We start from the raw sequence: 22,218 nt of genomic DNA, 5'->3' as shown, positions 1-22,218 counted from the left end.
CTGACACGACCTCAACCGGACAGCGGCTTCAGGCGCTGGCGGCGCCGTTGCATCAGCCAGCCGCCACCGCAGATGCCGATCACCAGCAACACATCCATGGCGTATTTCACCCAGCTGTGTGCATCGAACCAGCCGCTCAGCCAATGATCGTGCGAGATCATCCGCCCGGCAGTGAATGCGATCGCACCGGCGCCGATGTACATGATGATCGGAAAACGCCCGATCAGCTTGAGGATCAGGGTCGAGCCCCAGACGACCAAGGGCACACTCACCAGCAGTCCGATGATGACCAGGGACAGATGCCCTTTCGATGCACCGGCAATCGCCAGCACGTTGTCCATGCCCATCAGGGCATCGGCAACAATGATCGTGCGCAGTGCGCTCCAGAACGTATTACTGGCGCTGACATGGGGATTGTCGTCGGCATCGTGGCGCAACAACTTCCAGGCGATCGGCAGCAACAGTACGCCACCGACCAGCATCAGTCCCGGCAGTTTGAGCAGATAGACGACGACGGCGGTGAGTGCAAAACGAACGGCGACGGCACCGAACGTGCCCCAGAACACGGCCTTTTTCTGCATCGCCTTCGGCAGGCGGCTGGCCGCCATGGCGATGACGATGGCGTTGTCGCCGGCCAGCACCAGATCGAGCAGGATGATGGCCAGCAGGCCGGAGAGAAAATCGGTAGCGAAGAGATCCATGTGGAGTCCATGCGCGTCAGACAATGCAGTGGATACGGACGCGCGCGGCCCGTATCCACCACAAAAGTCTCGTTCGCAGCAGGACTGCCGAGGTGACCGGAGCGAAGCGTCGCTCGTGTTGACGATCACCACACCGGCGCAGCTGAACTTGCGCCGGGAACTACTCCCTTTTGGGATGTGTTGTTGGATTGTCGGGGTCAGGGTAGTTGCGGTCAAGCAACGTCGGGCGCGCCAGTCGGCTAAAATGATTGTTGCCCCTCCTGCGAGATCCGCCATGAGTGCGCACGACACCCGTTCGGCCGTCCGTCCCGATCCCGACCAGCCACTGGTCGATATCGCCGATTACGTTGTCGACTATCAGATCGACTCACAGGAGGCTTACGACACTGCGCGTTACATGTTGCTCGACTCGCTCGGTACCTCGATGCTGGCCATGAAGTTTCCGGAGTGCGCGAAGCATCTCGGTCCGCTGGTGCCGGGCGCGACACTGCCGGGCGGTGCGCGCGTGCCGGGTACCAGCCACGAGCTGGATCCGGCGCAGGCCGCGTTTGCGATTGGTACGCAGATCCGCTGGCTGGACTTCAACGACACCTGGTTGGCGGCCGAGTGGGGTCATCCGTCGGACAATCTCGGTGCCATCCTCGCGGTGGCCGACTACCTGAGCCGCAAGGCAGAGCGCGAAGGCGGTCAGCCGCTGACTGTGCGCGATGTGCTTGGCTATGCGATCAAGGCGCACGAGATCCAGGGCTGCTATGCGCTGCTGAACAGCTTCAACCGGGTTGGTCAGGATCACGTGATCCTGGTACGGCTGGCCTCCACCGCAGTAGCCACCGCGATGCTGGGCGGCAACAAGGAGCAGATCACCACCGCCGTGTCGCATAGCTGGATCGACAACGGCGCGCTGCGCACCTATCGCCATGCGCCGAACACCGGCCCGCGCAAGAGCTGGGCTGCCGGCGATGCTTGTCGACGTGCGGTGACTCACGCGATCAACGCCGTCTATCGTGGTGTGGTCGGCTATCCCTCGGCACTATCGGCAAAGACCTGGGGTTTCTACGACGTCGCGTTCAAGGGCAAGCCATTCGAGTTCGAGCGTCCGTTTGGCAGCTATGTGATGGAAAACGTGCTGTTCAAGATCAGCTTTCCGGCCGAATTTCACGCCCAGACCGCAGTGGAATGCGCGATGCAGCTGCATGGGGAGGTTGCCGACAGAATTGATCAGATCGAGAAGATCGTCATCGAAACGCAAGAGGCCGGCTGCCGCATCATCGACAAGACCGGCCCGCTGGCGAATTACGCCGACCGCGACCATTGCATCCAGTACATGGTCGCGGTGCCACTGATTTTCGGACGGCTGGTGGCCAGCGACTACAGCGATGACATTGCCGCCGATCCGCGCATCGATGCGCTGCGGGACAGGATGACGGTGGTCGAAAATCCGCAGTTTACGAGGGATTATTTCGACCCGGCCAAGCGCTACATCGGCAATTCGGTGCAGGTGTTCTTCAAGGATGGAAGCGGCACCGGAAAGGTATCGATCGACTACCCGATCGGTCACCGCCAGCGTCGTGCCGAGGGTATCCCGGTGCTGCTGCAGAAATTCGAAGCGGCCATTCGCGACCATTTGCCGGCGCATCGGGTCAAGGCGATCATGGTGGCGACGAAAGATCCGGCGCAGCTCGATGCAATGCCGGTACAGCAGTTTCTGGCGCTCTTCACGTTGTAAAGACGGCGTGAGTGGAAGATTAAGACAGGGACAGAAGTGAGGATGGCTTCTGCCCCTGTCGATCTGCTTCTGTTCGACCTGCGAACAAGTGCGAAAACTGCATGTAATTACGTGATAGCTACCCGAAGAATTTGACGGCGCGTTTGCCAACAAACTTTTCTGAACGGAATCTCACCAGGATTTTGTTGTGCAGCGTTAAAGCACCAATAACTTAACAAGTTTGCTACACTGCCCGCCGCTTGCCGCAGAAACGCCAAGCAGGGGCTGTAAATGCTCTGAATGACGTAGTTCAGTTCTGACGCGCGACTTCCGGTTGGGGTTGAACGGACGCGAAAACCTAATAATTGAGGAGACACCTGATGAAACGTAAGGGCTTGTACTTTCTGATTGCGCTGGCCCTGGGCGGCGTAGGTGCCGTTCATGCGCAGGACACCACGGCTGCTCCCGCCGATACCGCCAGCACCAACACCGCTACCTCGAGCTATGACGATCGTTGGTATATCGCTCCGACCGTGGGCGGTTATTACAACGACACCGATCGCAACACCAACAGCCGTCAGATTTATTATGGCTTGGGCGTGGGTCGTTTCATCTCGCCGAACGCATCGATCGACTTGTTCGTCGACCGTACCAGCCGCAAGGTTGATAACCGCGTCGTGAATGGCGGCACGGGCCACTCCCACAGTAATTGGTCCAACAACAATATCGGTGCCGTTGCACGCTTCTACGCAGGCGATTGGAACGCATGGCGTCCGTACCTGCTTGCTGGTGTGATGGGCAGTAACCATCATTCCTCGGGCGATCAAGGCTGGTCGCCGGCGGCTGAAGTGGGCGGCGGTGTCTCCAAGACGATCACCGACAGCTCGGACATCCGCGTCGAAGGTGGTTACCGCTACGACTTCGACAACAAGACCCAGCCTGCCAAGAGCGGTTACGGCGACTGGTTCCTGGGTTTCAGCATCGTCTCGCGCTTCGGCGCTCCGGCCGCGGCTCCGGCCGCGGTGGCTACTCCGCCGCCGGCTGATTGCTCGACCAAGGACAGCGATGGCGACGGCGTGAATGATTGCGACGACAAGTGCCCGGGTACGCCTGCCGGTACGATCGTCGGTCCGGACGGTTGCCCGCAGAAGGTTGTCATCGATCTGCGCGGTGTGAACTTCAAGTTCGATCGCCCGAAGAAGGGTGAGACCGATATTTCGAAGTCGCTGGCTGAGCCGAGCGCCGACTCGATCGCGGTTCTGAACCAGGCTGTCGATACCCTGCAGCGTTATCCGCAGGTGCATGTGACGGTTGCCGGTTACACCGACTCGAAGGGCACTGAAGCTTACAACCAGAGCCTGTCGGAGCGTCGTGCCTCGATCGTCTACAACTACCTGACCAGCCACGGCATCGATGCCAGCCGCTTGGAAGGCCCGATCGGCCACGGCATGAGCAACCCGATTGGCGACAATGCAACCGACTCCGGTCGCGCGCAGAACCGTCGTACGGAACTGCAGGTTCAGCAGTAATCGAACCTCGGTAAAAGTAGTATGAAAAAACCCGGCTTCGGCCGGGTTTTTTTTTTGGTTTGTCGAAACCAGTCCTCTGCACACCGAATTGCGGCGCTCTATACCCGGATCGGACCACCTTTTCATAATGATTCTTGTGATGTTGCGGCTCCGGCTTATACGCTAGCGGGATGTCTCGCCCACCTTTCCATTCCGCGCGTTCCGTTGCACCTGCGATACATCCGCCACGGCATGGATTGGCACGCGTCCTGTCCAAACTGGGTGCCTGTTCGCGCAGCCAGGCTGAGCAATGGATACGCGCTGGTCGCGTCAGCCTGGATGGACGTATCGTGCGCGATCCGCATCACCCGACGCTGATCGATCGGCAACAGGTTGCGGTCGATGGTCAGATCGTGAAATCCGCCGAATGCGTCCATGTCGCGTTCAACAAGCCACGCGGGCTGATTGTCAGCGCGGCCGACGAGCAGGGGCGCGCAACGGTCTATACCGCATTGGCCGCCGCCGGATTACCGTGGTTGGGACCGGTCGGCCGGCTGGACAAGGCCAGCGAAGGTTTACTGTTATTGAGCAACGACACGACGTGGGCTGCTGGCATCACTGATCCGGCGACACACTTGGACAAGACTTACCACGTACAGGTGGCTGGTCAGCCGGATGCGACGGCGTTGGCAATGATGCAGACAGGCATCAACGATGCTGGTGATTTGCTGAAGGCGAAGCGGGTGACACTGCTGCGTGTCGGCGAGAAGAATGCGTGGCTGGAAGTGGTGCTGGACGAAGGCCGCAACCGGCACATCCGCCGCCTGCTGGCGGCGTTGGGTTTCGATGTGCTGCGCCTGATCCGGGTGGCGATCGGGCCATTGACGCTGGGCGAGTTGGCGAAGGGTCAATGGCGGCGATTGAGTGCTGGCGAGGTCAGCGCACTCGATACCCGCAAGGGCAAAAACTGACTGTCAATAACTTCGCAGAGCGGATAGCGCATACCCGCCCTGCGGAGTTACTTGATCAACCGCCGATCACGCCCAGTTGCCGACCCACCTTGATGAACGCGGCAATCGCGTGATCGAGATGCTCGCGGGTATGTGCCGCACTCATCTGCGTGCGGATGCGGGCTTGGCCTTGCGGCACCACCGGATAGAAGAAGCCGGTGACATAGATGCCTTCCTCCAGCAAGCCGGTAGCCATCGCCTGCGCCTGTTTCGCGTCGTAGATCATCACTGGCACGATCGGGTGCACGCCCGGCTTGATGTCGAAGCCGACCGCGCTCATCTGCTCGCGGAAATAACGGGTGTTCTCCTTGAGCACGTTGCGCAGGTCGCCAGCGCTGCTCAGCATGTCGAACACTTTGATGGCGGCGGCAACCACGTGCGGTGGCAACGAGTTGGAGAACAGGTAGGGGCGTGAGCGCTGGCGCAGCAACTCGATGACTTCCTTGCGGCCCGTGGTGAAGCCGCCCAACGCACCACCGAGCGCCTTGCCCAGCGTGCCAGTGAAGATGTCAATCTTGTCCATCACGCCATTCACTTCGGCTGCACCGCGACCGCTGTCGCCGAGGAAGCCGGTGCAGTGGCATTCGTCGATGTGCACCAGTGCGTTGTACTTCGCGGCCAGCGCGGTGATCTGGTCCAGCGGTGCAATGAAGCCGTCCATCGAGAACGTACCGTCCGAGGTGATCAGCTTGGTGCGCGCACCGGCGGCGTCAGCGGCCTGCAGTTGCTTCTCAAGGTCGGCCATGTCGCTGTTGGCGTAGCGGAAACGCTTGGCCTTGCACAGGCGGATGCCATCGATGATCGAGGCATGATTCAGCGCATCGGAGATGACTGCATCCTCTTCATCCAGCAACGGTTCGAACAGGCCGCCATTGGCGTCGAAGCAGGCGGCGTAGAGGATGGTGTCCTCGGTGCCGAAGAATGCGGCGATCTTCGCTTCCAGCTGCTTGTGCAGATCCTGCGTGCCGCAGATGAAGCGCACGCTGGCCATGCCGAAGCCGTGCGTGTCGAGTGCGTCCTTCGCCGCCTGGATTACCTCGGGATGATCGGCCAGACCAAGGTAGTTGTTCGCGCAGAAGTTCAGCACCCTGCGACCGCCTTCCAGCTCGATCTCGGCGGACTGCGGTGAGGTGATGATGCGCTCGGCCTTGAACAGGCCTTGCTCGCGGATGGAATCGAGTTCGCTCGCGTAGCGAGACTGGCCGGGGTAGCTCATGAGGGTATTCCAACTGGGCAAAGGGCTATTTTGAGCCCTCGCGGCCACGCTGTGAAGGAACGCGAGCCGACAGATGGTCGGCCACGCTCTTTATCCCTGATGCAGGCCGAATTCCACCCGCGTCGTCTTGCCCTTGTCGTCGATGCCATCGGTATTGAGTTTGGGGCCTTTCAGCGACACACGCTTGTCGTCCAGCTTGCCTTTCAGCCAGGCTTGCACCGCGGCGGCGCGACGTTCGGCGAGATCATGCATGGCCTTGTCGTCGACCGGTACATTGGTTTCCATCAGGCTGCGCATTTCGTCGGGTTCGAGTGACTTCTTCAGGCCGATGATGTTCTTCGGCTTGCTCGCGAAATCGTCGTTCTTGTAAGCGCGCTTGAGATACTTTTCGTACTCGTCTGGTGTCACGTTGATTGCCGCAAGTGCGCTATCGGAAGTATCGGCGTTCTTGCCCGACTGGTTCAGCGCCTTTTCGCGACGAATCATGGTGTCCACGGTGAACTTGCGCAGGCCGTCCTGATCCTTGGATGGATCCACGCGTCCGATGATGTCGAGGTTCAGCCCGGTCTTCTGGTTGAGCATGGCGACGATCTTGCCCAGCCGCTCCTGCGCTTGGCTATTGAGCACATCCGAGCCCGGATCGAACTCCACGTAACCCAGGTCTTCGTGGCTGCCACCGCCGAAGGCGGCGCCGAGCAGTCGGAACGGCGCGGTGACGGCCTTGGCGATCAAATTGCCGATGGCATGCCAGATCAGCCCGCCCATGCTGAATTGCGGATCGTCCAGTGAGCCGGATACCGGCACGTTCACGTCGATATTGCCCTGGGTATCTTTAAGCAGCGCCACAGCCAGCTTAACCGGCAGATGCTGGATGCCAGGGCTCTCGTCGCGATCGCCAAAGGTCAGCTGGGTGATGAAGATGTGGTTGTCGGCATTGAGCTTGCGCTGGTCCAGCATGTAGTGGACGTCCATCGTCAGCTTGCCGGCGGTGATCGGATATCCGGTGTACCTGGTGGAGTAGGCGGCAAGCCGGGTCAGCTCGACCTCGTTGGCCTTGCCCTTGATGTCGAGGAAAGCCACTGGCTGCAGCGGGTTGATGCTGCCGTCGATGTCCACCGGCGAGGCATCGTCCAACGCAGCCTGTACCGAGAGGTCGGCTGGCGGTTCGCCCGGGGTGGAACTGATGGCGCCAATCTTGCCGGTGAGCTTGGTGAGGTTGGCGGTGTAATTGGGCTTGATGAAGTTGTCGGTGTAGTTGAGCTGGCCGTTGATCAGCGTGATGCCGCCGATACGCATATCCGCCGCGGGTGTTTGGGGTGCTGCCGGCGTGGCGGGTGCGACTGCCGTGGTCGCTGCGACCGGTGCCGGTACCGGCACCTTGGGCGCAGCGGGAGCGGCGGCTCCCGTGACACCGGCACGGGTCACCGACACCGGCGCCTCTTCCGGCTTGGCCACCACGTCGGACAGATTCAGCTTGCCATTCGCATTGATGATCATGCGGGCATAGAACGAGCTGAGCACCAGCCCGCCCACGTGCATGCGCGGCGTGCCCGAACCGTAGGTCATATCGATGTTGGAGCCGCTGAGCGTACGCCAGCGCAGGAAGTCATCGCCGGTGAGCTTGTCCTGCACCCGCACCTGTTCCAGTGCGGCATTGCCCTTGTAGGTGAATTTTGGCTCCGCACCACGACCGTCGTAATGCACCTTGCCGTTGCTGCTGATACGCGCGCTGGAAATGGTGACATTCAGCGGCACGCTGATGTACGGCTCGAAATTGGCGATGTCCAGCCGCTTGGTGGTCAGCTGGAAGTCGGCCAGCATCGGCGCCGGTTGCAGCTTGCCGGTGGCAACGAAACTGCCCTTGTCGACCACGCCCTCGAGTTTCAGGTCGCGCGGCTCGTTGAGCTTGTCGCTGATGTTGTCCATGCCGCCCTTGAGCGACTGCACCTTGATCTTCACGGGTTTGTCGCCGGCCGCCATGTCGGTGAAGTCGACCATGGCGTTGTCGAACAGCAGGTGGGCGATGCTCCAGTGCCAGGGCGGGCTGCTGCTCGGCGCTTTCTTCTGCCGGGTATTCTTGACCGCGAACAGGTCGAGCAGGCTGATGAACTTGTTGCTATTGCGCTGCACGTCCAGGCTGAGGTTGCTGGCCGTCACCGTACCCAGCTGGGCCTGCTGGCTCGCGAGGTCGATCTGCTTGATCTCGGCGTCCAGCTTGCCCCAGGCGACGGGTGCGCCGTGCCCCTTGAATTGTGGTTCCAGTGCGAAGTCGTTCACCGCGACATGGGCATCGGCAAGATGCACGTTCACTGTCTTGCCCCAGTCGAGCTGCAGCTGGCCGGTAGCGTCGAGCTTGCCCTTGGTCATGCGCGCTGCGACGGAAGAGGCCGCCATCGCTTGCAACGGTACCAAGTCCACCTGGTTCAGGCCGAGCGCTGCCACCATCTTCGATGCGGCGAGGTCCACCGTGCCCTTGGCAGTGATGTTGCCGCCGTAGAGTTGGCCGGCAAGGTCGAGCCGGGCGGGGGGCGCTGCGAGCATGCTCAGGCCCTGCATGCTGCCATGCAGGTTGGCCAGGTCGAGTTTGTTCTGTGCGGCATCGGTGTAGTGGATGGTGCTGCCAGTGAGCACCATCGAGGCGATGCGCAGGTCGGTCGGCGTGGCCTTCTTGCTGGCGTCTGCCGGGGCAGCGGGGGCGGTCAGCGTGTCGAAGTTGCTGTGTCCTTCCGCGCCTTGCGTGTAATGGAGCTGGGCCTGGTCCAGCTTCAGCGTGCCCAGGTGATAACGCGACTCCAGCGGCTGCACGTCGACCAGGTTCGCATTGCCGCGAGCCAGCGTGACGATGGGTTCGTCATGGCTGCTGTCGAGGACGAAGTCATCCAGCTGCAGGTTGCCGGTGAGTTGCAACTGTGGGGTGGGTTTGGTCTGGATGAAGTGCAGGTCCAGCTTGCCGCTGAGCAGACCCTTGGGTACAGCCACCGGCAGCGGTGTGGGGGCATAGGCGAGGTAACGCGACAGATCGAGCCGGTCGAGCTGGAAGTTGACGATCGATTCGCGGCTACCTGCGAACGGCTTGGTATGGCCATCGATGTGTATGGAGCTGCCATCCACGCGCATGGCCAGCAACGGTTGCACGAATACATCCGTGTCGCTGGGCAGGTTGGCGATGAAGGGAATGCCAAGCTCCAGCTGTTCGACGTGATGATTCGCCTTCAACAGCTGGTCGTCGAACGCGATGTCGCCGTTGTGCACGCTGATGTTGGACAGCGCGAAACGCGTCGGCGATGCGTTCGGATCGGACGGCTGGGCAGCGAAACGATCGATGATGTCACTGAAGTTGAAGCGCTGGTCCGCCGTGCGCACGATGCGGATGCGCGGATGCTGCAAGGCAAGTTCGTCCAGCACCGGTGCCATGCGGAATACGGATGTCCAGGAGGCGTTGATGACCGCCTGGTCGATATCCACGAAGGCCGATTTGCCATCGCGGTCGGCGATGTGCAGCTGATCCAGTTGCAGTCGCAGCGTGTACGGATTGAGATGAACCGCGCCCAGGGTTACCTGGCGTTGCAGCGCAACGCCGGCGCGCTTTTCGATCTGGCTGCGGATGATCGATGGTGCGGCAAGGAAGCCTAGCAGGCCAAAGATCACCAGCACGATGGCCGCGATCATCAGCCATTTGCGCACACGATGTGAGCGATAGACGGCCAGGGCGTGGTCGCGTCCTGCGGCCATACGAGGGTTGCTGAAGAGATCGGCCATCCAACGACGCTCCCATGACATCGCGCGCCGACCGTGTCAGGCCATGAGGCCTTGCACCTTCACAATCCCGGCGATTCTGTCGGCCGCCCTGACGCAAGTGTACTAGGGCGGCCGAGTTTTCAGGATGGCTTTCCCGGCGGAAAAGCAAGGGTGTGACAGGATTCGCTCAGTTCCAGGAGCAGACGACCTTGCCGCAGGTGCCGGCGTCCATCAGGTCGAAACCCTTCTGGAAATCGTCAATCGCGATCTGATGGGTCAACACCTTCTGCAGCGGAAAACCGGTCAGGACCATCTGGGTCATCTTGTACCAGGTCTCGTACATCTTGCGGCCGTAGATACCTTGCAGGGTGAGGCCCTTGAAGATCACCTTGTCCCAGTCGATGCCGGCGCCGCGCGGCATGATGCCGAGCATCGCGATCTTGCCGCCGTGATACATGCAGTCGAGCATGTCGCCGAACGCGCGCGGGTTGCCGCTCATCTCCAGGCCGACGTCGAAGCCTTCGATGTGCAACTCCTTCACCGTATCTTTCAGCGACTGCTTGGACACGTTGACCACCCGCGTCGCGCCCATGTCGGCGGCGAGCTTCAGGCGGTAGTCGTTGATGTCGGTGACCACCACGTTGCGCGCGCCGATGTGCTTGCAGATACCGGCGGCGATGATGCCGATCGGGCCGGCGCCGGTGATCAGCACGTCCTCGCCAATCAGATCGAACTCCAGCGCGCAATGCGCGGCGTTGCCGTACGGATCGAAGAACGCGGCCAGCTCGGACGGGATCTGGTCCGGGATTGGCCACAGGTTCGAGGCCGGCATCGTCATGTATTCGGCGAACGCGCCGTTGCGATTCACGCCGATGCCGATCGTGTTCGGACACAGATGCTGACGGCCGGCGCGGCAGTTGCGGCAATGGCCGCAGACGATATGGCCTTCGGCGGAGACGCGATCACCGATCTTGTAGCCGGTCACGCCCGGGCCGATCTCGACGATGCGGCCGACGAACTCGTGGCCGATGGTGAGGCCGGGGGTGATCGTGCGCTGGCTCCACTCGTCCCACTTGTAGATGTGCAGGTCGGTGCCGCAGATGGCGGTCTTCTCCATCTTGATCAGCACTTCGTTCGGGCCGACCACCGGCAGCGGCACCTCTTCCATCCAGATGCCCTGTTCGGGCTTGCGCTTGACCAGGGCTTTCATCGTCTGCGACATGGGGAATCCATCGGTTGGCCCGCACAGCGGGCAGGGAAGCCGCCAATTATAGAGGGATCGTATCGGGCGCCGTAGAGGCACTGGTGGCATGGTGGCGAACCGGGTCAGCGGCCTGACCCTGCCGAAAGTCACTATCGTTGTGACGCGGGTTTGCGGCATAAAGGCCAATTCATATCGCAAGAAAATGCGACGTGACCCGTTATCCACCCACGTTGAAGGAGTTGTCCATGCGTCGTGTTCTGCTCGCTGCCGCGCTCGCCGCCGGCCTTGCCGGTACCGCCCATGCCGTCGAAGGCATGTGGCAGCCCGCCCAATTGCCGAAGATCGCCGACACGTTGAAGCAGCATGGCCTGAAGCTCGACCCGGCCAAACTGACCGACCTGACCGCCTACCCGATGGGTGCGATCGTCAGCCTTGGTGGTTGCACCGCCTCGTTCGTGTCGGCGGATGCGCTGATCGTCACCAATCACCATTGCGGTTACGGCGCACTGCAGTACAACTCCACGCCGCAGAAGAATCTGATCGTCGATGGCTTCCTCGCGAAGACGCAGGCGGAAGAGCTGCAGGGTTCGCCGGACATGCGCGTGTTCGTCACCGAGGAAATCCGCGACGTCACGAAGGATGTGACCGCCAAGCTCAACGACAAGATGAGCGGCGCCGAGCGCTACAAGGCGATCGAGCTGGCGATCAAGGAACTGGTGAAGGGCTGCGAGAGCGACGGTTACCGCTGCGACGTCTACACCTTCCATGGCGGTTACAGCTACCAGCTGATCAAGCAACTGGAGATCAAGGACGTGCGCCTGGTCTACGCGCCGCCGGAGTCGATCGGCAAGTTCGGCGGCGACGTCGACAACTGGATGTGGCCGCGCCACACCGGCGACTTCAGCTACCTGCGCGCCTACGTCTCGAAGGACGGCAAGTCGGCCACCTATGCGAAGGACAACGTGCCGTATCACCCGAAGCATGTGCTGAAGGTGAACCCGCAGGGCGTGGAGCAGGGCGACTATGTGATGGTGGTCGGCTATCCGGGCCGCACCAACCGCTACCGTCTCGCCGATGAAGTGCAGAGCTCAATCGACTGGGTCTACCCGACCCAGATCAAGGTGTACGAGGACACGCTCAACATCATCAACACCGCCGGCAAGGCCGATCCGAAAGTGGCGGTGAAGTACGCCAGCATGGTCGCCAGCCTCAACAACTACCTGAAGAACTTCGGTGGCCAGCTCGAAGGCCTGCGCCGTGCCGACGCCGTCAACGTCAAGCGCGCCCAGGAAGCTCAGCTCGAAATGTGGCTGAAGCAGCAGGGCGGTGCCGACAACACGGCCCTGGTCGCCGATATCGGCAAGCTGCGTCAGGCGATCGCCGCGGACAAGTCCACTCGTGAGCGCAGTCTCGACCTGGGACTGGTCAACCGTTCCTCGATGCTGAGCGGCGCCTTGCGCCTGGTGCGCCTGTCCAAGGAGCGCGCCAAGCCGGACCTGCAGCGCGATCCGGGCTACCAGCAGCGCGACGAAGTGCGCATCGAAGCGGCGCTCAAGCAGATGGAGCGTCGCTACGATCCGAAGGTCGACCAGCAGTTGATGGTTTATGGCCTGCAGCGCTACGTGACGCTGCCAAAGGATCAGCGCCTGCCGGCGCTCGATGCGTGGCTGGGCGATGCGAAAACCGAGGCACAGCTCAGCCAGAAGGTTGCTGCGCTGTACGCCGGCAGCCAGCTCGGCAACACCGACGAGCGGCTGAAGTGGTTCAAGGCCGACGCCAGGGCGATTGACGCCAGCAACGACAGCATGCTCAAGCTTGCCGTTGCGATGCAGCCGCAGCTGCAGAAGCTCGAGGATGAGCAGGATGCTCGTGCCGGCGAGATGAGCAAGCTGCGCCCGCGCTACATGCAGGCGATGATCGCGTGGAAGGACTCGCAGCACCTGCCGGTCTATCCGGATGCGAACAGCTCGCTGCGCGTCACCTTCGGCAACGTGCAGGGCGTCGCCCCGCGTGATGGCGTGAGCTATGCGCCGTTCACCACGGTGCAGGGCATTCTGGAAAAAGACACCGGCGTCGAGCCGTTCAACTCGCCGAAGGCCGAACTCGCCGCGATCAAGGCCAAGGCATTCGATGGTTACGCGTCGCCGAAGCTGGGCACGTTGCCGGTCGACTTCCTCGCCGATCTCGACATCACCGGCGGCAACTCCGGCTCGCCGGCGATGGACGCGAACGGCCAGCTGGTCGGCCTGGCGTTCGACGGCAACTGGGAGTCGGTGAGTGGCGACTGGCTGTTCAACCCGCAGCTCAACCGTTCGATCCAGGTCGATGTGCGCTACATGCTATGGGTCATGCACCACCTCGACCACGCCGACAACCTGCTGAAGGAAATGGGCGTGCCGGCGAAGTAAGCCAGCGGCTCGTGTAAGCACAAAGGCCTGCGTCGATGACGCGGGCCTTTGTTTTGTGTGGCTATTGTGGAAGCAGCGGTGCGACAGTTCAGATATCCAGTCGGTCGTAGCTGCGCTTGAACACGATCGGCTGTTGCACGGCCGGCGTGGTCCACGTTTCGATGACGGTCAGATGATGGCCATCGGGCGACTGTACCCAGTCCTGCCGCAACCGGACGCCGCCTTCAAATTGCATGGAAATCTGCAGGCCTTCCGCGGTCAGTCGGGTCTGCACCAGTGCGTTGCCGCTGAGTGACTGATGCGTAGTGCCGTCGAGCCGGCCGTCCAGTTGGTCCTTCTCGTCAAACGCCACGCGGATGTCCTTGGCATCCTGCTGCACATTCATCAACGAATCGTTGGCCAGCAGCGGCGGCGGGTCGTCGGGAGCCGCCGTGCCGTTGTCGGTGGTCGCGGTCTTGTCATGGCTTCGACCGCCACCTCCATGGCCATGACCACCACCGCCCATGCCGCCGCCACCCATGCCGCGGCCACCACCATGTCCACCGGGCGTGTGGCTTGCCGGTGTACCGGACGAGGCGGCGGTCGCGGGTTGCTGCACGGGTTGTTCGAGCTTCTTTTCCGCATGCAGGCGTGCTGCGATGTCGGATGGGCTGTCGCTCTGTTGCTCGTTCAATCGCCAGATGCCGCTGAAGTCCGGCGTTGGAGGACTGGCCGCACGGACCGCCAGCGAAGATATGGCCAGCAGCAGAACCAGCGGCAGGTAACGCGATTTCGGGAGCGTCATGGGGAATACTTCTGAGAGTCGGCTGAGGCCATGTCGCTGTATAGCAGCACGGCATCTCACTCAAACGCGCTGCTCACGGCAGTGGTTGACCGCGGCAGCGAATGGCCAAGCGCCCGTTACAATGCACCGATGCCCGTCGATCATCGCCCCCTCGCCATCTTCCTGATGGGCCCCACCGCTTCCGGCAAGACCGCGCTGGCGTGCGAGCTGAGCGAGCGTTTCGCACTGGATCTGGTCAGCGTGGATTCGGCGCTGGTCTATCGCGGCATGGACATCGGTACCGCGAAACCCGACGCCGCGACCTTGGCGCGCTATCCGCACGCGTTGATCGACATCCGCGATCCGGCCCAGCCGTATTCGGCGGCGGATTTTCGCGCCGATGCGTTGCCGCTGATGCAACAGATCAGCGCGTGGGGCAGGGTGCCGTTGCTGGTCGGTGGCACCGGCTTGTATTTCCGCGCGCTGCAACAAGGACTGTCCGATTTGCCGGAGGCCGATCCTGCGATCCGGGCGCGGCTTTCCGCGGAGGCCGAACAGATGGGCTGGCCGGCCATGCATGCGCGACTGGCGCAGCGGGATCCGGTAGCGGCGACGCGGATCGGCTGCAATGACGCGCAACGCCTGCAACGCGCGCTGGAAGTGATCGAGCTGACCGGCCGGCCGTTGTCCGAACTGCAGCGCGGTGGCGCGACCACACACTTCCCATGGCGTGTGCTCAAGCTGGCGCTGTTGCCACCGGATCGCAGCACGCTGCACGAACGCATTGCCCTGCGTTTCGACACGATGTTGGCGGCGGGTTTTCTCGACGAGGTGCGTGCATTGCGTGCACGCGACGACCTGCACGCCGAGCTGCCGGCGATCCGCGCCGTCGGCTACCGACAGGCATGGGAACATCTGGACGGTTTGACCGATACCGCCGAATTCCGCGACCGCGCCATCTTCGCCACCCGCCAGCTGGCCAAGCGCCAGATCACCTGGCTGCGCAGCGACTACGGCGCCCGCCTGTTCGATCCGGATCAACCCGGCTTGACCGCGCGCGCCACCGATGCTGTGCAGCTGTTTCTCGGTCGCCCGGACCAACCAACCGGGCCATAGCGGTCGGATCGCATTGCCAGCGTGACCCAGTGCACTTGCGCCACGCAAAAATCCCCTTTCATCAAGTATTTGAAAGCAGTTAACATCCCAGCATGTTGGGCCGGGGCGCCTTTGGCGTTTTTTCTTCGGTCTGTGCCGTAGCAAGGGGAGAACAAGAAATGTCCAAGGGACAATCGTTGCAGGATCCGTTTTTGAATGCATTGCGGCGCGAACGCGTGCCGGTCGCCATCTATCTGGTCAACGGCATCAAGCTGCAGGGGACGGTCGAGTCGTTCGACCAGTTTGTGGTGCTGCTGCGCAACCAGGTGAGCCAGATGGTCTACAAGCACGCCATCTCCACCGTGGTACCGAGCCGCAATGTGCGTATCGGCAATGGCCATGATGGTCCCGAGGGCCATGACAGCCACGCCGGTGCGTCGGATGCATCCGCCGACGCGGACGCTTGATAGACGGGGCACCCGCCCGCATGAAGTGGGTCTGCTCCTGAAGGACTGCACCCACTAGTGTTCGATAGAAAAGAGAAAGGCGACCGCGCCGTCCTGGTCCTGCCGCATTCCCGCGGCGAAGGCGATACAGCCCGGCGTGCCGAGGAATTCGCCGAGCTGGTGAAGTCCGCCGGTGCCGACGTGCTGGGCGTGGTCACCGCCCGCGTCGAAGATCCCAACCCGCGTTATTACATCGGCAGCGGCAAGGCGGACGAAGTCGCCGAGGCGGCGCGTGCGCTGCAGGCCGACGTGGTGCTGGTCGACCACGTGCTCACCCCGGTGCAGGAACGCAACCTCGAGAAGCATCTCGGCATCCGCGTGGTCGACCGTGCCGGCCTGATCCTGGACATCTTCGCCCAGCGTGCGCGCTCGCACGAAGGCAAGCTGGAAGTGGAGCTGGCCCAGCTCAAGCATCTGGCCACCCGGTTGGTGCGCGGCTGGACCCATCTGGACGCCCAGCGCGGCGGCGCCATCGGCAACCGCGGCCCCGGCGAAACCCAGCTGGAAACCGACCGCCGCCTGATCGGCGTGCGCGTGAAGATGCTGACCAAGCGGCTGGAGAAGGTGCAGACCCAGCGCGGCCAGCAGCGTCGCTCGCGCCTGCGCAACACGGTGCCGCAGGTCGCGCTGGTCGGTTACACCAACGCCGGCAAGTCGACCCTATTCAATGCGCTGACCACCGGTGACGTCTACGCCGCCGACCTGCTGTTCGCCACGCTCGATCCGACCGTGCGCAAGCTGGAGAACTTGAGCTGTGGCCCAGCCGTGCTGGCCGACACCGTTGGCTTCATCCGCGAGCTGCCGCACGATCTGGTCGCCGCGTTCCGCGCCACCCTGGCCGAAGCGCACGATGCGGATCTGTTGCTGCACGTCAGCGATGCGGCCGACGAGGAGCGCGAGCGCCTGCACCGCGTGGTCGACAACGTGCTGGAGGAGATCGACGCCGGCGACGTGCCGCAGCTGCACATCATGAACAAGATCGACCTGGCTGGCGCCGAACCACGCATCGATCGCGATGCCGCCGGCAAGCCCGTGCGGGTCTGGCTGTCCGCCGCTACCGGTGTTGGGCTCGATCTGCTGCGTCAGGCGCTGGGCGAACTGCTCGGCGGTGAGCGGGTGCAGTCGGCGCTGCAATTGCCGTTGTCGGCCGGCCGGCTGCACGCGCGGCTGAAGGCGGCTGGCGCGATCACCGGCGAGACGGTGGACGAGCACGGCTGGCAGCTGCGCATCGACGCGCCGCGCAGCGTCATCGCGCCGCTCAGCGGCGGTGATCCCACCGAAACCCTGCTGCTGCGCGAGCTGCTCGCCGTGGCGGAATGAGCCGCCGGCTCTGCTAGAATACCCAGTGTTTGTGCGGCCATTCCCCATCAGGCCGCACACCCCATCGACAGCTCAGGCTGAATCTCATGTGCAACCCGGTGCCAAGACATGTCCTGGTCAGGGTTGCCGGCCTCCGACGGCCTCAAGGAGACTGACAGTGGCATGGAATGAACCCGGCAAGAACGGGCAGAACGATCCGTGGAACAGGAAGCGCGCCACCGGCAAATCGCCACTGGACGACCTGCTCAACAACGCGAAGAACCATCTGGGCAAGCTGGGGCAGGGTCCCGGCAGCATCCTGATGGCCGTGCTGGTCCTGCTGGTGGTCTTCCTGCTGTTGAGCAGCTACACCATCGTCGGCGCGCGTGAAGCGGGCGTGGTGCTGCGCTTCGGCCAGTACTCGCGCACGCTGGCGCCGGGCTTCCACCTGAAGCTGCCGCAGCCGATCGAGTCGGTCAGCAAGGTCGAGGCCACGCGGATCCGCTCGGTCACCGACAAGGTGGCGATGCTGACCAAGGACGAAAACATCATCACGATCGACTTCACCGTGCAGTATCAGGTGGACGATTCGCGCAAATACCTGTTCTCGCTGAACGACCCGGACGGCACCATCGGCGCCGCGGCCGAGGCTGCGGTGCGCTCGGTGATCGGCGGCAGCGACATGGACCAGATCCTGTCCGCCGCCGGCGCCAGCCTGGTCAGCGAAGCCCAGGTAACCTTGCAGAAGACGCTGGACGGCTACGATTCCGGCCTGCGCGTCACCGAGGTCAGCTTCCAGAATGTGTCCCCGCCGAACGAAGTGAAAGACGCCTTCGACGACGTCAACAACGCCCGCGAAGACAAGCAGAGCATCGAGAACGCCGCCTTGGCCTACGCCAGCAAGGTGGTGCCGGTCGCGCGTGGCGACGCTGCGCGCATCGCGGCCGAGGCTTCTGGTTACAAGGCGGCGCGGATTGCCCGTGCGCAAGGTGACACCACCAGCTTCGGCCTGATCCTGGCCGAGTACAAGGCCGCGCCGGAAGTGACCCGCAAGCGCCTGTGGCTGGAAACGATGGAACAGGTGATGGCCGACAACCCCAAGGTGATCGACAGCTCCGGCGGTCGCAACATCATCAACCTGCAGACACCGCAAGGTGCTGCGGCGCCTGAAACCGCTTCGGCCACCGTGGGCGCGATCGTGCCGACGCCGGCACCGGCCGGCAGCAACGCGGCCGACAAGGGGACGCAGCCATGATGAAGATCACTTCCGCCGTCATCGCGCTGCTGCTGATCCTGCTCGGCCTCAACAGCATGTTTGTGGTCCGCGAAGGGCATAGCGCGCTGTTGCTGCAGTTCGGCCGCATCGTGCACACCGATTACCAGCCGGGGCTGCACTTCAAGCTGCCGTTGATCCAGCAGGTGATGGATTTCGACAAGCGCATCCTGTCGCTGGATGCGCCGCCGGAACGCTATTTCACCTCCGAGAAGAAGAGCGTCAACGTCGACTTCTACGTGAAGTGGCGCGTCGCCGACAACGCGGCCTACTACCGCGCCACCGGCGGCGACCAGCTGATGGCCGCGCAGCGGCTGACCCCGATCGTCAAGGACGCGCTGCGCTTCGAGTTCAACGCGCGTACCCTGCCTGACCTGATCTCCGGCGGCCGCAAGGACATCACCGAGCGGGTACGTGCGCAGACCGACGCCTCCGCGCGCAAGAACCTCGGCATCGCCGTGGTCGACGTGCGCATCAAGCGCATCGACCTGCCCAACGAAGTCAGCGAATCGGTCTACAAGCGCATGCGCGCCGAGCGCCTGCAACTGGCCAACGAACTGCGCTTCACCGGTCAGGAATCGGCCCAGGCGATCCAGGCCGACGCCGACCGCCAGGCGCAGGTGCTGAAAGCTGATGCCAACCGCGACGCCGCCAAGGTGAAAGGCGAGGGCGATGCGCAGGCGGCGGCGATCTACGCGCAGGCGTATAACCAGGATCCGGAGTTCTTCGCGTTCTTCCGCAGCCTGCAGGCGTACAAGAAGTCGTTCGAAGACGGCAAGGGCGTGCTGATCATGAAGCCGGACGACGAGTTCCTGCGCTACTTCGGCCAGCCCGCCGCCAAGCGCTGATCCGGCGGATTTCGGCACGCTATTCCGAAACAAACGTCATTCCGACCTGCGTCGGAATGACGAGAAAAATATTTGAGATGCCCCCCGCGGGCGTGACCAACCGAGCGAGAACATCATGGGTAAGTCAGTCGTAATTCTTGGTGCCCAGTGGGGCGACGAAGGCAAGGGCAAGATCGTCGACCTGCTGACCGAGCGGGTCAGTGCGGTGGCGCGCTTCCAGGGCGGCCACAACGCCGGCCACACGCTGGTGATCAAGGGAAAGAAGACCGTGCTGCACCTGATCCCCTCCGGCATCCTGCGCGACGACGCGCTGTGCCTGATCGGCAACGGCGTGGTGCTGTCGCCCGAGGCGCTGATCCAGGAAATCGCCGAGCTCGAGGCCAACGGCGTCGAAGTGCGCTCGCGCCTCAAGATCAGCCCGGCTACGCCGCTGATCATGCCGTACCACATCGCCGTCGATAAGGCGCGCGAGATCGCCGCCGGCGGCAAGGCCATCGGCACCACCGGCCGCGGCATCGGCCCGGCGTACGAGGACAAGGTCGCCCGCCGCAGCGTGCGCGTGGCCGACCTGATGTACCCGCACGAGCTGCCGGCGCTGATCAAGACTGCTGTCGACTACCACAACTTCATCCTCACCCAGTGGCTGAAGGTCGAGCCGGTCGATTACGACACTGTGCTGAAGGATGCGATGGCCTGGGGCGAATACATCCGCCCGATGGTCGACGACGTCGCCACCATCCTGCACGACGTGCGCAAGGACGGCGGCAACATCCTGTTCGAGGGCGCGCAGGGCGCGCTGCTCGACATCGACCACGGCACCTATCCCTACGTCACCTCCAGCAACACCACCATCGGCGGCGCACTCGCCGGTACTGGCGTGGGCGCGCGCGACATCGACTACGTGCTGGGCATCTGCAAGGCCTATGCGACGCGCGTCGGCAGCGGCCCGTTCCCGACCGAATTGAAAGACGAGATGGGCGAGCGCCTGCGCAAGGTCGGCAACGAGTTCGGCGCCAGCACCGGCCGCCCGCGCCGCTGCGGCTGGATCGATCTGGTCGCGCTCAAGCGCGCCACCCAGATCAACGGCATCAACGGCCTGGCCATCACCAAGCTCGACGTGCTCGACGGCCTGGAGACCATCAAGGTCTGCATCGCCTACGAATACCGCGGCAAGCGTCGCGAACTGGCCCCACTCGACGCCGACGGCTGGGACGAGTGCAAGCCGGTCTACCTGGAATTCCCCGGCTGGGAAGAATCCACCGCCGGCATCCGCGACTGGAACAAACTGCCGCCCGCCGCCCGCGCCTATCTGCGTGCTGTGGAAGAACTGTCGGGCTGCAAGCTGGCGCTGGTCGCCACCGGTGCGGATCGTGACGACACGATCGTGCTGGACGATCCGTTCGCCTGATTGTTTGGCAAGCGATCTATGCAAGAAGGCCCCGCATAGCGGGGCCTTCTTGTTTCCGGTGGCGTATCCAATAGAGCCAGATGCCGCTGTTACGATGGCGGCATTCCACACATCATCCGGTGCCCTTGCGAAATGCCCCATCGCTATCAGCCTCCCTTCCAGATTTCCACAACCGCACTGAACCTGGTCGCGCAGATCAGTGAGTTGCTGGGACGCTGGTCGGTGTCGGCTGATGCTGCATTGGCACCGCAGCTGCGTCGCGACAATCGCATTCGCACCATCCAGGCATCGCTGGCGATCGAGAACAACAGCCTGAGTCTGGAACAGGTCACGGCGGTACTCGACGGCAAGCGCGTGCTGGGTCAGCCGCGCGAGATCCAGGAGGTGCGCAATGCCTTTGTCGCTTATGAACACATGGCCGATTGGCAGCCGGGATCACGCAACGATCTGCTGAGTGCCCACGGGTTGCTGATGGCGGGGCTGATGGATGCGCCGGGTCGAATTCGCCGGGGCGATGTCGGCATCTATCGGGGTGACCAACTGGTGCACATGGCACCGCCCGCCAGTCGTGTCGGCACCCTCGTCGATCAGTTGCTCGGCTGGCTGGATCGCACCGACACGCATCCGCTGATTGCCAGCTGCGTGTTCCACTACGAATTCGAATTCATCCATCCATTCGCTGATGGCAACGGGCGCATGGGCCGGCTGTGGCAGACGCTCATGCTGGGTCGCTGGCAGCCGATGCTGGCGTATCTGCCGGTGGAAACGGTGATCCGTTCGCAGCAGCAGGATTACTACGCGGCGTTGGCTGCATCGGACAAGGCATCCGACGCGACGTCGTTCGTGGAGTTCATGCTGCGAGCCCTGCATGCGGCGATGACGGAAGCCGTGCTGACGGGAGCACCTGATCAGGTGTCGGGGAAAATGTCGGGCAAAGTGTCGGGGAAAATCCTGGCCGTCGTCCGCAGCAACCCGGACATCACGATCCCCGAATTGGCCAAACTGGCAGGAGTCAGTTCGCGAACGATCGAACGGAACTTGCAGAAGCTGCAGGGAGAAGGTCTGCTGCGGCGCGTCGGTCCGGCCAAGGGTGGTCATTGGGAACTCTGCTGACTCCGTTATCGGAGTGGCTTGATCAATCTCGTCGCGCTCAAGCGCGCCACCCAGATCAACGGCATCAACGGCCTGGCCATCACCAAGCTCGACGTGCTCGACGGCCTGGAAACCATCAAGGTCTGCATCGCCTACGAATACCGCGGCAAGCGCCGCGAACTGGCCCCGCTCGACGCCGACGGCTGGGACGAGTGCAAGCCGGTCTACCTCGAGTTCCCCGGCTGGGAAGAATCCACCGCCGGCATCCGCGACTGGAACAAACTGCCACCCGCGGCACGCGCCTACCTGCGCGCGGTGGAAGAACTCTCCGGCTGCCGTTTGGCGCTTGTTGCTACCGGCGCGGATCGTGATGACACGATCGTGCTGGATGATCCGTTTGCTTGATAGGAAGTAGCGACAGTCGGTAACAGCAGAAAGAAGACG

16 protein-coding genes and 1 pseudogene are annotated in these 22,218 nt (G+C 62.8%); 12 read left to right on the top strand and 5 right to left on the bottom strand.

Annotated elements, in window-relative coordinates:
* Positions 1 to 11 precede the first annotated feature (11 nt).
* Entirely contained in the window at positions 12 to 701 is a 690-nt protein-coding gene (locus IE071_RS06495) for a TerC family protein (RefSeq protein WP_189440268.1), read from the bottom strand.
* Positions 702 to 975: 274 nt separating this feature from the next.
* Here IE071_RS06495 and IE071_RS06490 point away from each other — a divergent pair, with 274 nt between their 5' ends.
* The 3 genes from IE071_RS06490 to IE071_RS06480 all read left to right on the top strand — a co-directional run bounded on the left by IE071_RS06490 (position 976) and on the right by IE071_RS06480 (position 4,885).
* Positions 976 to 2,427: a bifunctional 2-methylcitrate dehydratase/aconitate hydratase gene (locus tag IE071_RS06490; RefSeq protein ID WP_189440267.1), complete on the top strand. Its 1,452-nt coding sequence runs from the start codon at positions 976 to 978 to the stop codon at positions 2,425 to 2,427.
* A gap of 359 nt (positions 2,428 to 2,786) precedes the next feature.
* The gene (locus tag IE071_RS06485; RefSeq protein ID WP_189440266.1) at positions 2,787 to 3,935 is read left to right on the top strand and encodes an OmpA family protein; all 1,149 of its coding nucleotides are present in this window, start codon (positions 2,787 to 2,789) and stop codon (positions 3,933 to 3,935) included.
* 170 nt (positions 3,936 to 4,105) lie between these two features.
* On the top strand, positions 4,106 to 4,885 hold the full coding sequence (locus tag IE071_RS06480; protein WP_229792778.1) for a pseudouridine synthase: 780 nt from the start codon (positions 4,106 to 4,108) through the stop codon (positions 4,883 to 4,885).
* Positions 4,886 to 4,940: 55 nt separating this feature from the next.
* Here IE071_RS06480 and kbl read toward each other — a convergent pair whose 3' ends face one another.
* The 3 genes from kbl to tdh form a co-directional block, all read right to left on the bottom strand.
* Complete coding sequence (kbl, locus tag IE071_RS06475) at positions 4,941 to 6,140, bottom strand: glycine C-acetyltransferase (RefSeq protein WP_189440264.1); 1,200 nt, start codon at positions 6,138 to 6,140, stop codon at positions 4,941 to 4,943.
* Positions 6,141 to 6,230: 90 nt separating this feature from the next.
* Positions 6,231 to 9,899 carry a DUF748 domain-containing protein gene (locus IE071_RS06470; protein WP_189440263.1) on the bottom strand — a complete coding sequence of 1,223 codons (3,669 nt, stop codon included), beginning with the start codon at positions 9,897 to 9,899 and terminating at the stop codon, positions 6,231 to 6,233.
* A gap of 166 nt (positions 9,900 to 10,065) precedes the next feature.
* Positions 10,066 to 11,088, bottom strand: a complete 1,023-nt coding sequence (gene tdh / locus IE071_RS06465) for an L-threonine 3-dehydrogenase (RefSeq protein ID WP_189440935.1) — start codon at positions 11,086 to 11,088, stop codon at positions 10,066 to 10,068.
* Between the two features lie 239 nt (positions 11,089 to 11,327).
* Here tdh and IE071_RS06460 point away from each other — a divergent pair, with 239 nt between their 5' ends.
* Positions 11,328 to 13,490 carry a S46 family peptidase gene (locus IE071_RS06460; RefSeq protein WP_189440262.1) on the top strand — a complete coding sequence of 721 codons (2,163 nt, stop codon included), beginning with the start codon at positions 11,328 to 11,330 and terminating at the stop codon, positions 13,488 to 13,490.
* A gap of 88 nt (positions 13,491 to 13,578) precedes the next feature.
* Here IE071_RS06460 and IE071_RS06455 read toward each other — a convergent pair whose 3' ends face one another.
* Positions 13,579 to 14,274 carry a hypothetical protein gene (locus IE071_RS06455; RefSeq protein WP_189440261.1) on the bottom strand — a complete coding sequence of 232 codons (696 nt, stop codon included), beginning with the start codon at positions 14,272 to 14,274 and terminating at the stop codon, positions 13,579 to 13,581.
* Between the two features lie 129 nt (positions 14,275 to 14,403).
* On the opposite strand from IE071_RS06455, the gene miaA reads away from it, so the two are divergent.
* From miaA to IE071_RS06415, 8 genes and pseudogenes are all read left to right on the top strand, one after another.
* The gene (gene miaA, locus IE071_RS06450; RefSeq protein ID WP_189440260.1) at positions 14,404 to 15,369 is read left to right on the top strand and encodes a tRNA (adenosine(37)-N6)-dimethylallyltransferase MiaA; all 966 of its coding nucleotides are present in this window, start codon (positions 14,404 to 14,406) and stop codon (positions 15,367 to 15,369) included.
* Between the two features lie 158 nt (positions 15,370 to 15,527).
* Positions 15,528 to 15,815 (top strand): RNA chaperone Hfq, encoded by a 288-nt coding sequence (gene hfq, locus IE071_RS06445; RefSeq protein ID WP_189440259.1) that lies wholly within the window; start codon positions 15,528 to 15,530, stop codon positions 15,813 to 15,815.
* Between the two features lie 57 nt (positions 15,816 to 15,872).
* Positions 15,873 to 17,174 carry a ribosome rescue GTPase HflX gene (gene hflX, locus IE071_RS06440; protein WP_189440258.1) on the top strand — a complete coding sequence of 434 codons (1,302 nt, stop codon included), beginning with the start codon at positions 15,873 to 15,875 and terminating at the stop codon, positions 17,172 to 17,174.
* 157 nt (positions 17,175 to 17,331) lie between these two features.
* On the top strand, positions 17,332 to 18,408 hold the full coding sequence (hflK, locus tag IE071_RS06435; protein WP_189440257.1) for an FtsH protease activity modulator HflK: 1,077 nt from the start codon (positions 17,332 to 17,334) through the stop codon (positions 18,406 to 18,408).
* A complete protein-coding gene (gene hflC, locus IE071_RS06430; protein ID WP_189440934.1) occupies positions 18,408 to 19,274 on the top strand; it encodes a protease modulator HflC in 867 nt (288 codons plus the stop codon). The genes hflK and hflC overlap by 1 nt, the downstream gene beginning before the upstream one ends.
* Positions 19,275 to 19,389: 115 nt before the next feature.
* The gene (locus IE071_RS06425) at positions 19,390 to 20,682 is read left to right on the top strand and encodes an adenylosuccinate synthase (RefSeq protein ID WP_189440256.1); all 1,293 of its coding nucleotides are present in this window, start codon (positions 19,390 to 19,392) and stop codon (positions 20,680 to 20,682) included.
* A gap of 132 nt (positions 20,683 to 20,814) precedes the next feature.
* Positions 20,815 to 21,795, top strand: a complete 981-nt coding sequence (locus IE071_RS06420; RefSeq protein WP_189440255.1) for a Fic family protein — start codon at positions 20,815 to 20,817, stop codon at positions 21,793 to 21,795.
* 9 nt (positions 21,796 to 21,804) lie between these two features.
* A pseudogene (locus IE071_RS06415) lies at positions 21,805 to 22,179 on the top strand (adenylosuccinate synthetase); the annotation flags it as partial.
* Between the last annotated feature and the right edge of the window lie 39 nt (positions 22,180 to 22,218).

Source organism: Rhodanobacter panaciterrae, from assembly GCF_014651895.1.
GTDB classification, from domain to species: domain Bacteria; phylum Pseudomonadota; class Gammaproteobacteria; order Xanthomonadales; family Rhodanobacteraceae; genus Rhodanobacter; species Rhodanobacter panaciterrae.
The sequence above is the reverse complement of the archived record's forward strand: the minus strand, read 5'-3'. Positions and strand labels throughout refer to the sequence as shown.

Excerpts from the sequence above, each read along its gene's own strand:
- IE071_RS06495 (WP_189440268.1), bottom strand. The coding sequence starts at position 701 with ATGGATCTCTTCGCTACCGATTTTCTCTCCGGCCTGCTGGCCATCATC.
- IE071_RS06490 (WP_189440267.1), top strand. The coding sequence starts at position 976 with ATGAGTGCGCACGACACCCGTTCGGCCGTCCGTCCCGATCCCGACCAG.
- IE071_RS06485 (WP_189440266.1), top strand. The coding sequence starts at position 2,787 with ATGAAACGTAAGGGCTTGTACTTTCTGATTGCGCTGGCCCTGGGCGGC.
- IE071_RS06480 (WP_229792778.1), top strand. The coding sequence starts at position 4,106 with ATGTCTCGCCCACCTTTCCATTCCGCGCGTTCCGTTGCACCTGCGATA.
- kbl (WP_189440264.1), bottom strand. The coding sequence starts at position 6,140 with ATGAGCTACCCCGGCCAGTCTCGCTACGCGAGCGAACTCGATTCCATC.
- IE071_RS06470 (WP_189440263.1), bottom strand. The coding sequence starts at position 9,899 with ATGGCCGATCTCTTCAGCAACCCTCGTATGGCCGCAGGACGCGACCAC.
- tdh (WP_189440935.1), bottom strand. The coding sequence starts at position 11,088 with ATGAAAGCCCTGGTCAAGCGCAAGCCCGAACAGGGCATCTGGATGGAA.
- IE071_RS06460 (WP_189440262.1), top strand. The coding sequence starts at position 11,328 with ATGCGTCGTGTTCTGCTCGCTGCCGCGCTCGCCGCCGGCCTTGCCGGT.
- IE071_RS06455 (WP_189440261.1), bottom strand. The coding sequence starts at position 14,274 with ATGACGCTCCCGAAATCGCGTTACCTGCCGCTGGTTCTGCTGCTGGCC.
- miaA (WP_189440260.1), top strand. The coding sequence starts at position 14,404 with ATGCCCGTCGATCATCGCCCCCTCGCCATCTTCCTGATGGGCCCCACC.
- hfq (WP_189440259.1), top strand. The coding sequence starts at position 15,528 with ATGTCCAAGGGACAATCGTTGCAGGATCCGTTTTTGAATGCATTGCGG.
- hflC (WP_189440934.1), top strand. The coding sequence starts at position 18,408 with ATGAAGATCACTTCCGCCGTCATCGCGCTGCTGCTGATCCTGCTCGGC.
- IE071_RS06425 (WP_189440256.1), top strand. The coding sequence starts at position 19,390 with ATGGGTAAGTCAGTCGTAATTCTTGGTGCCCAGTGGGGCGACGAAGGC.
- IE071_RS06420 (WP_189440255.1), top strand. The coding sequence starts at position 20,815 with ATGCCCCATCGCTATCAGCCTCCCTTCCAGATTTCCACAACCGCACTG.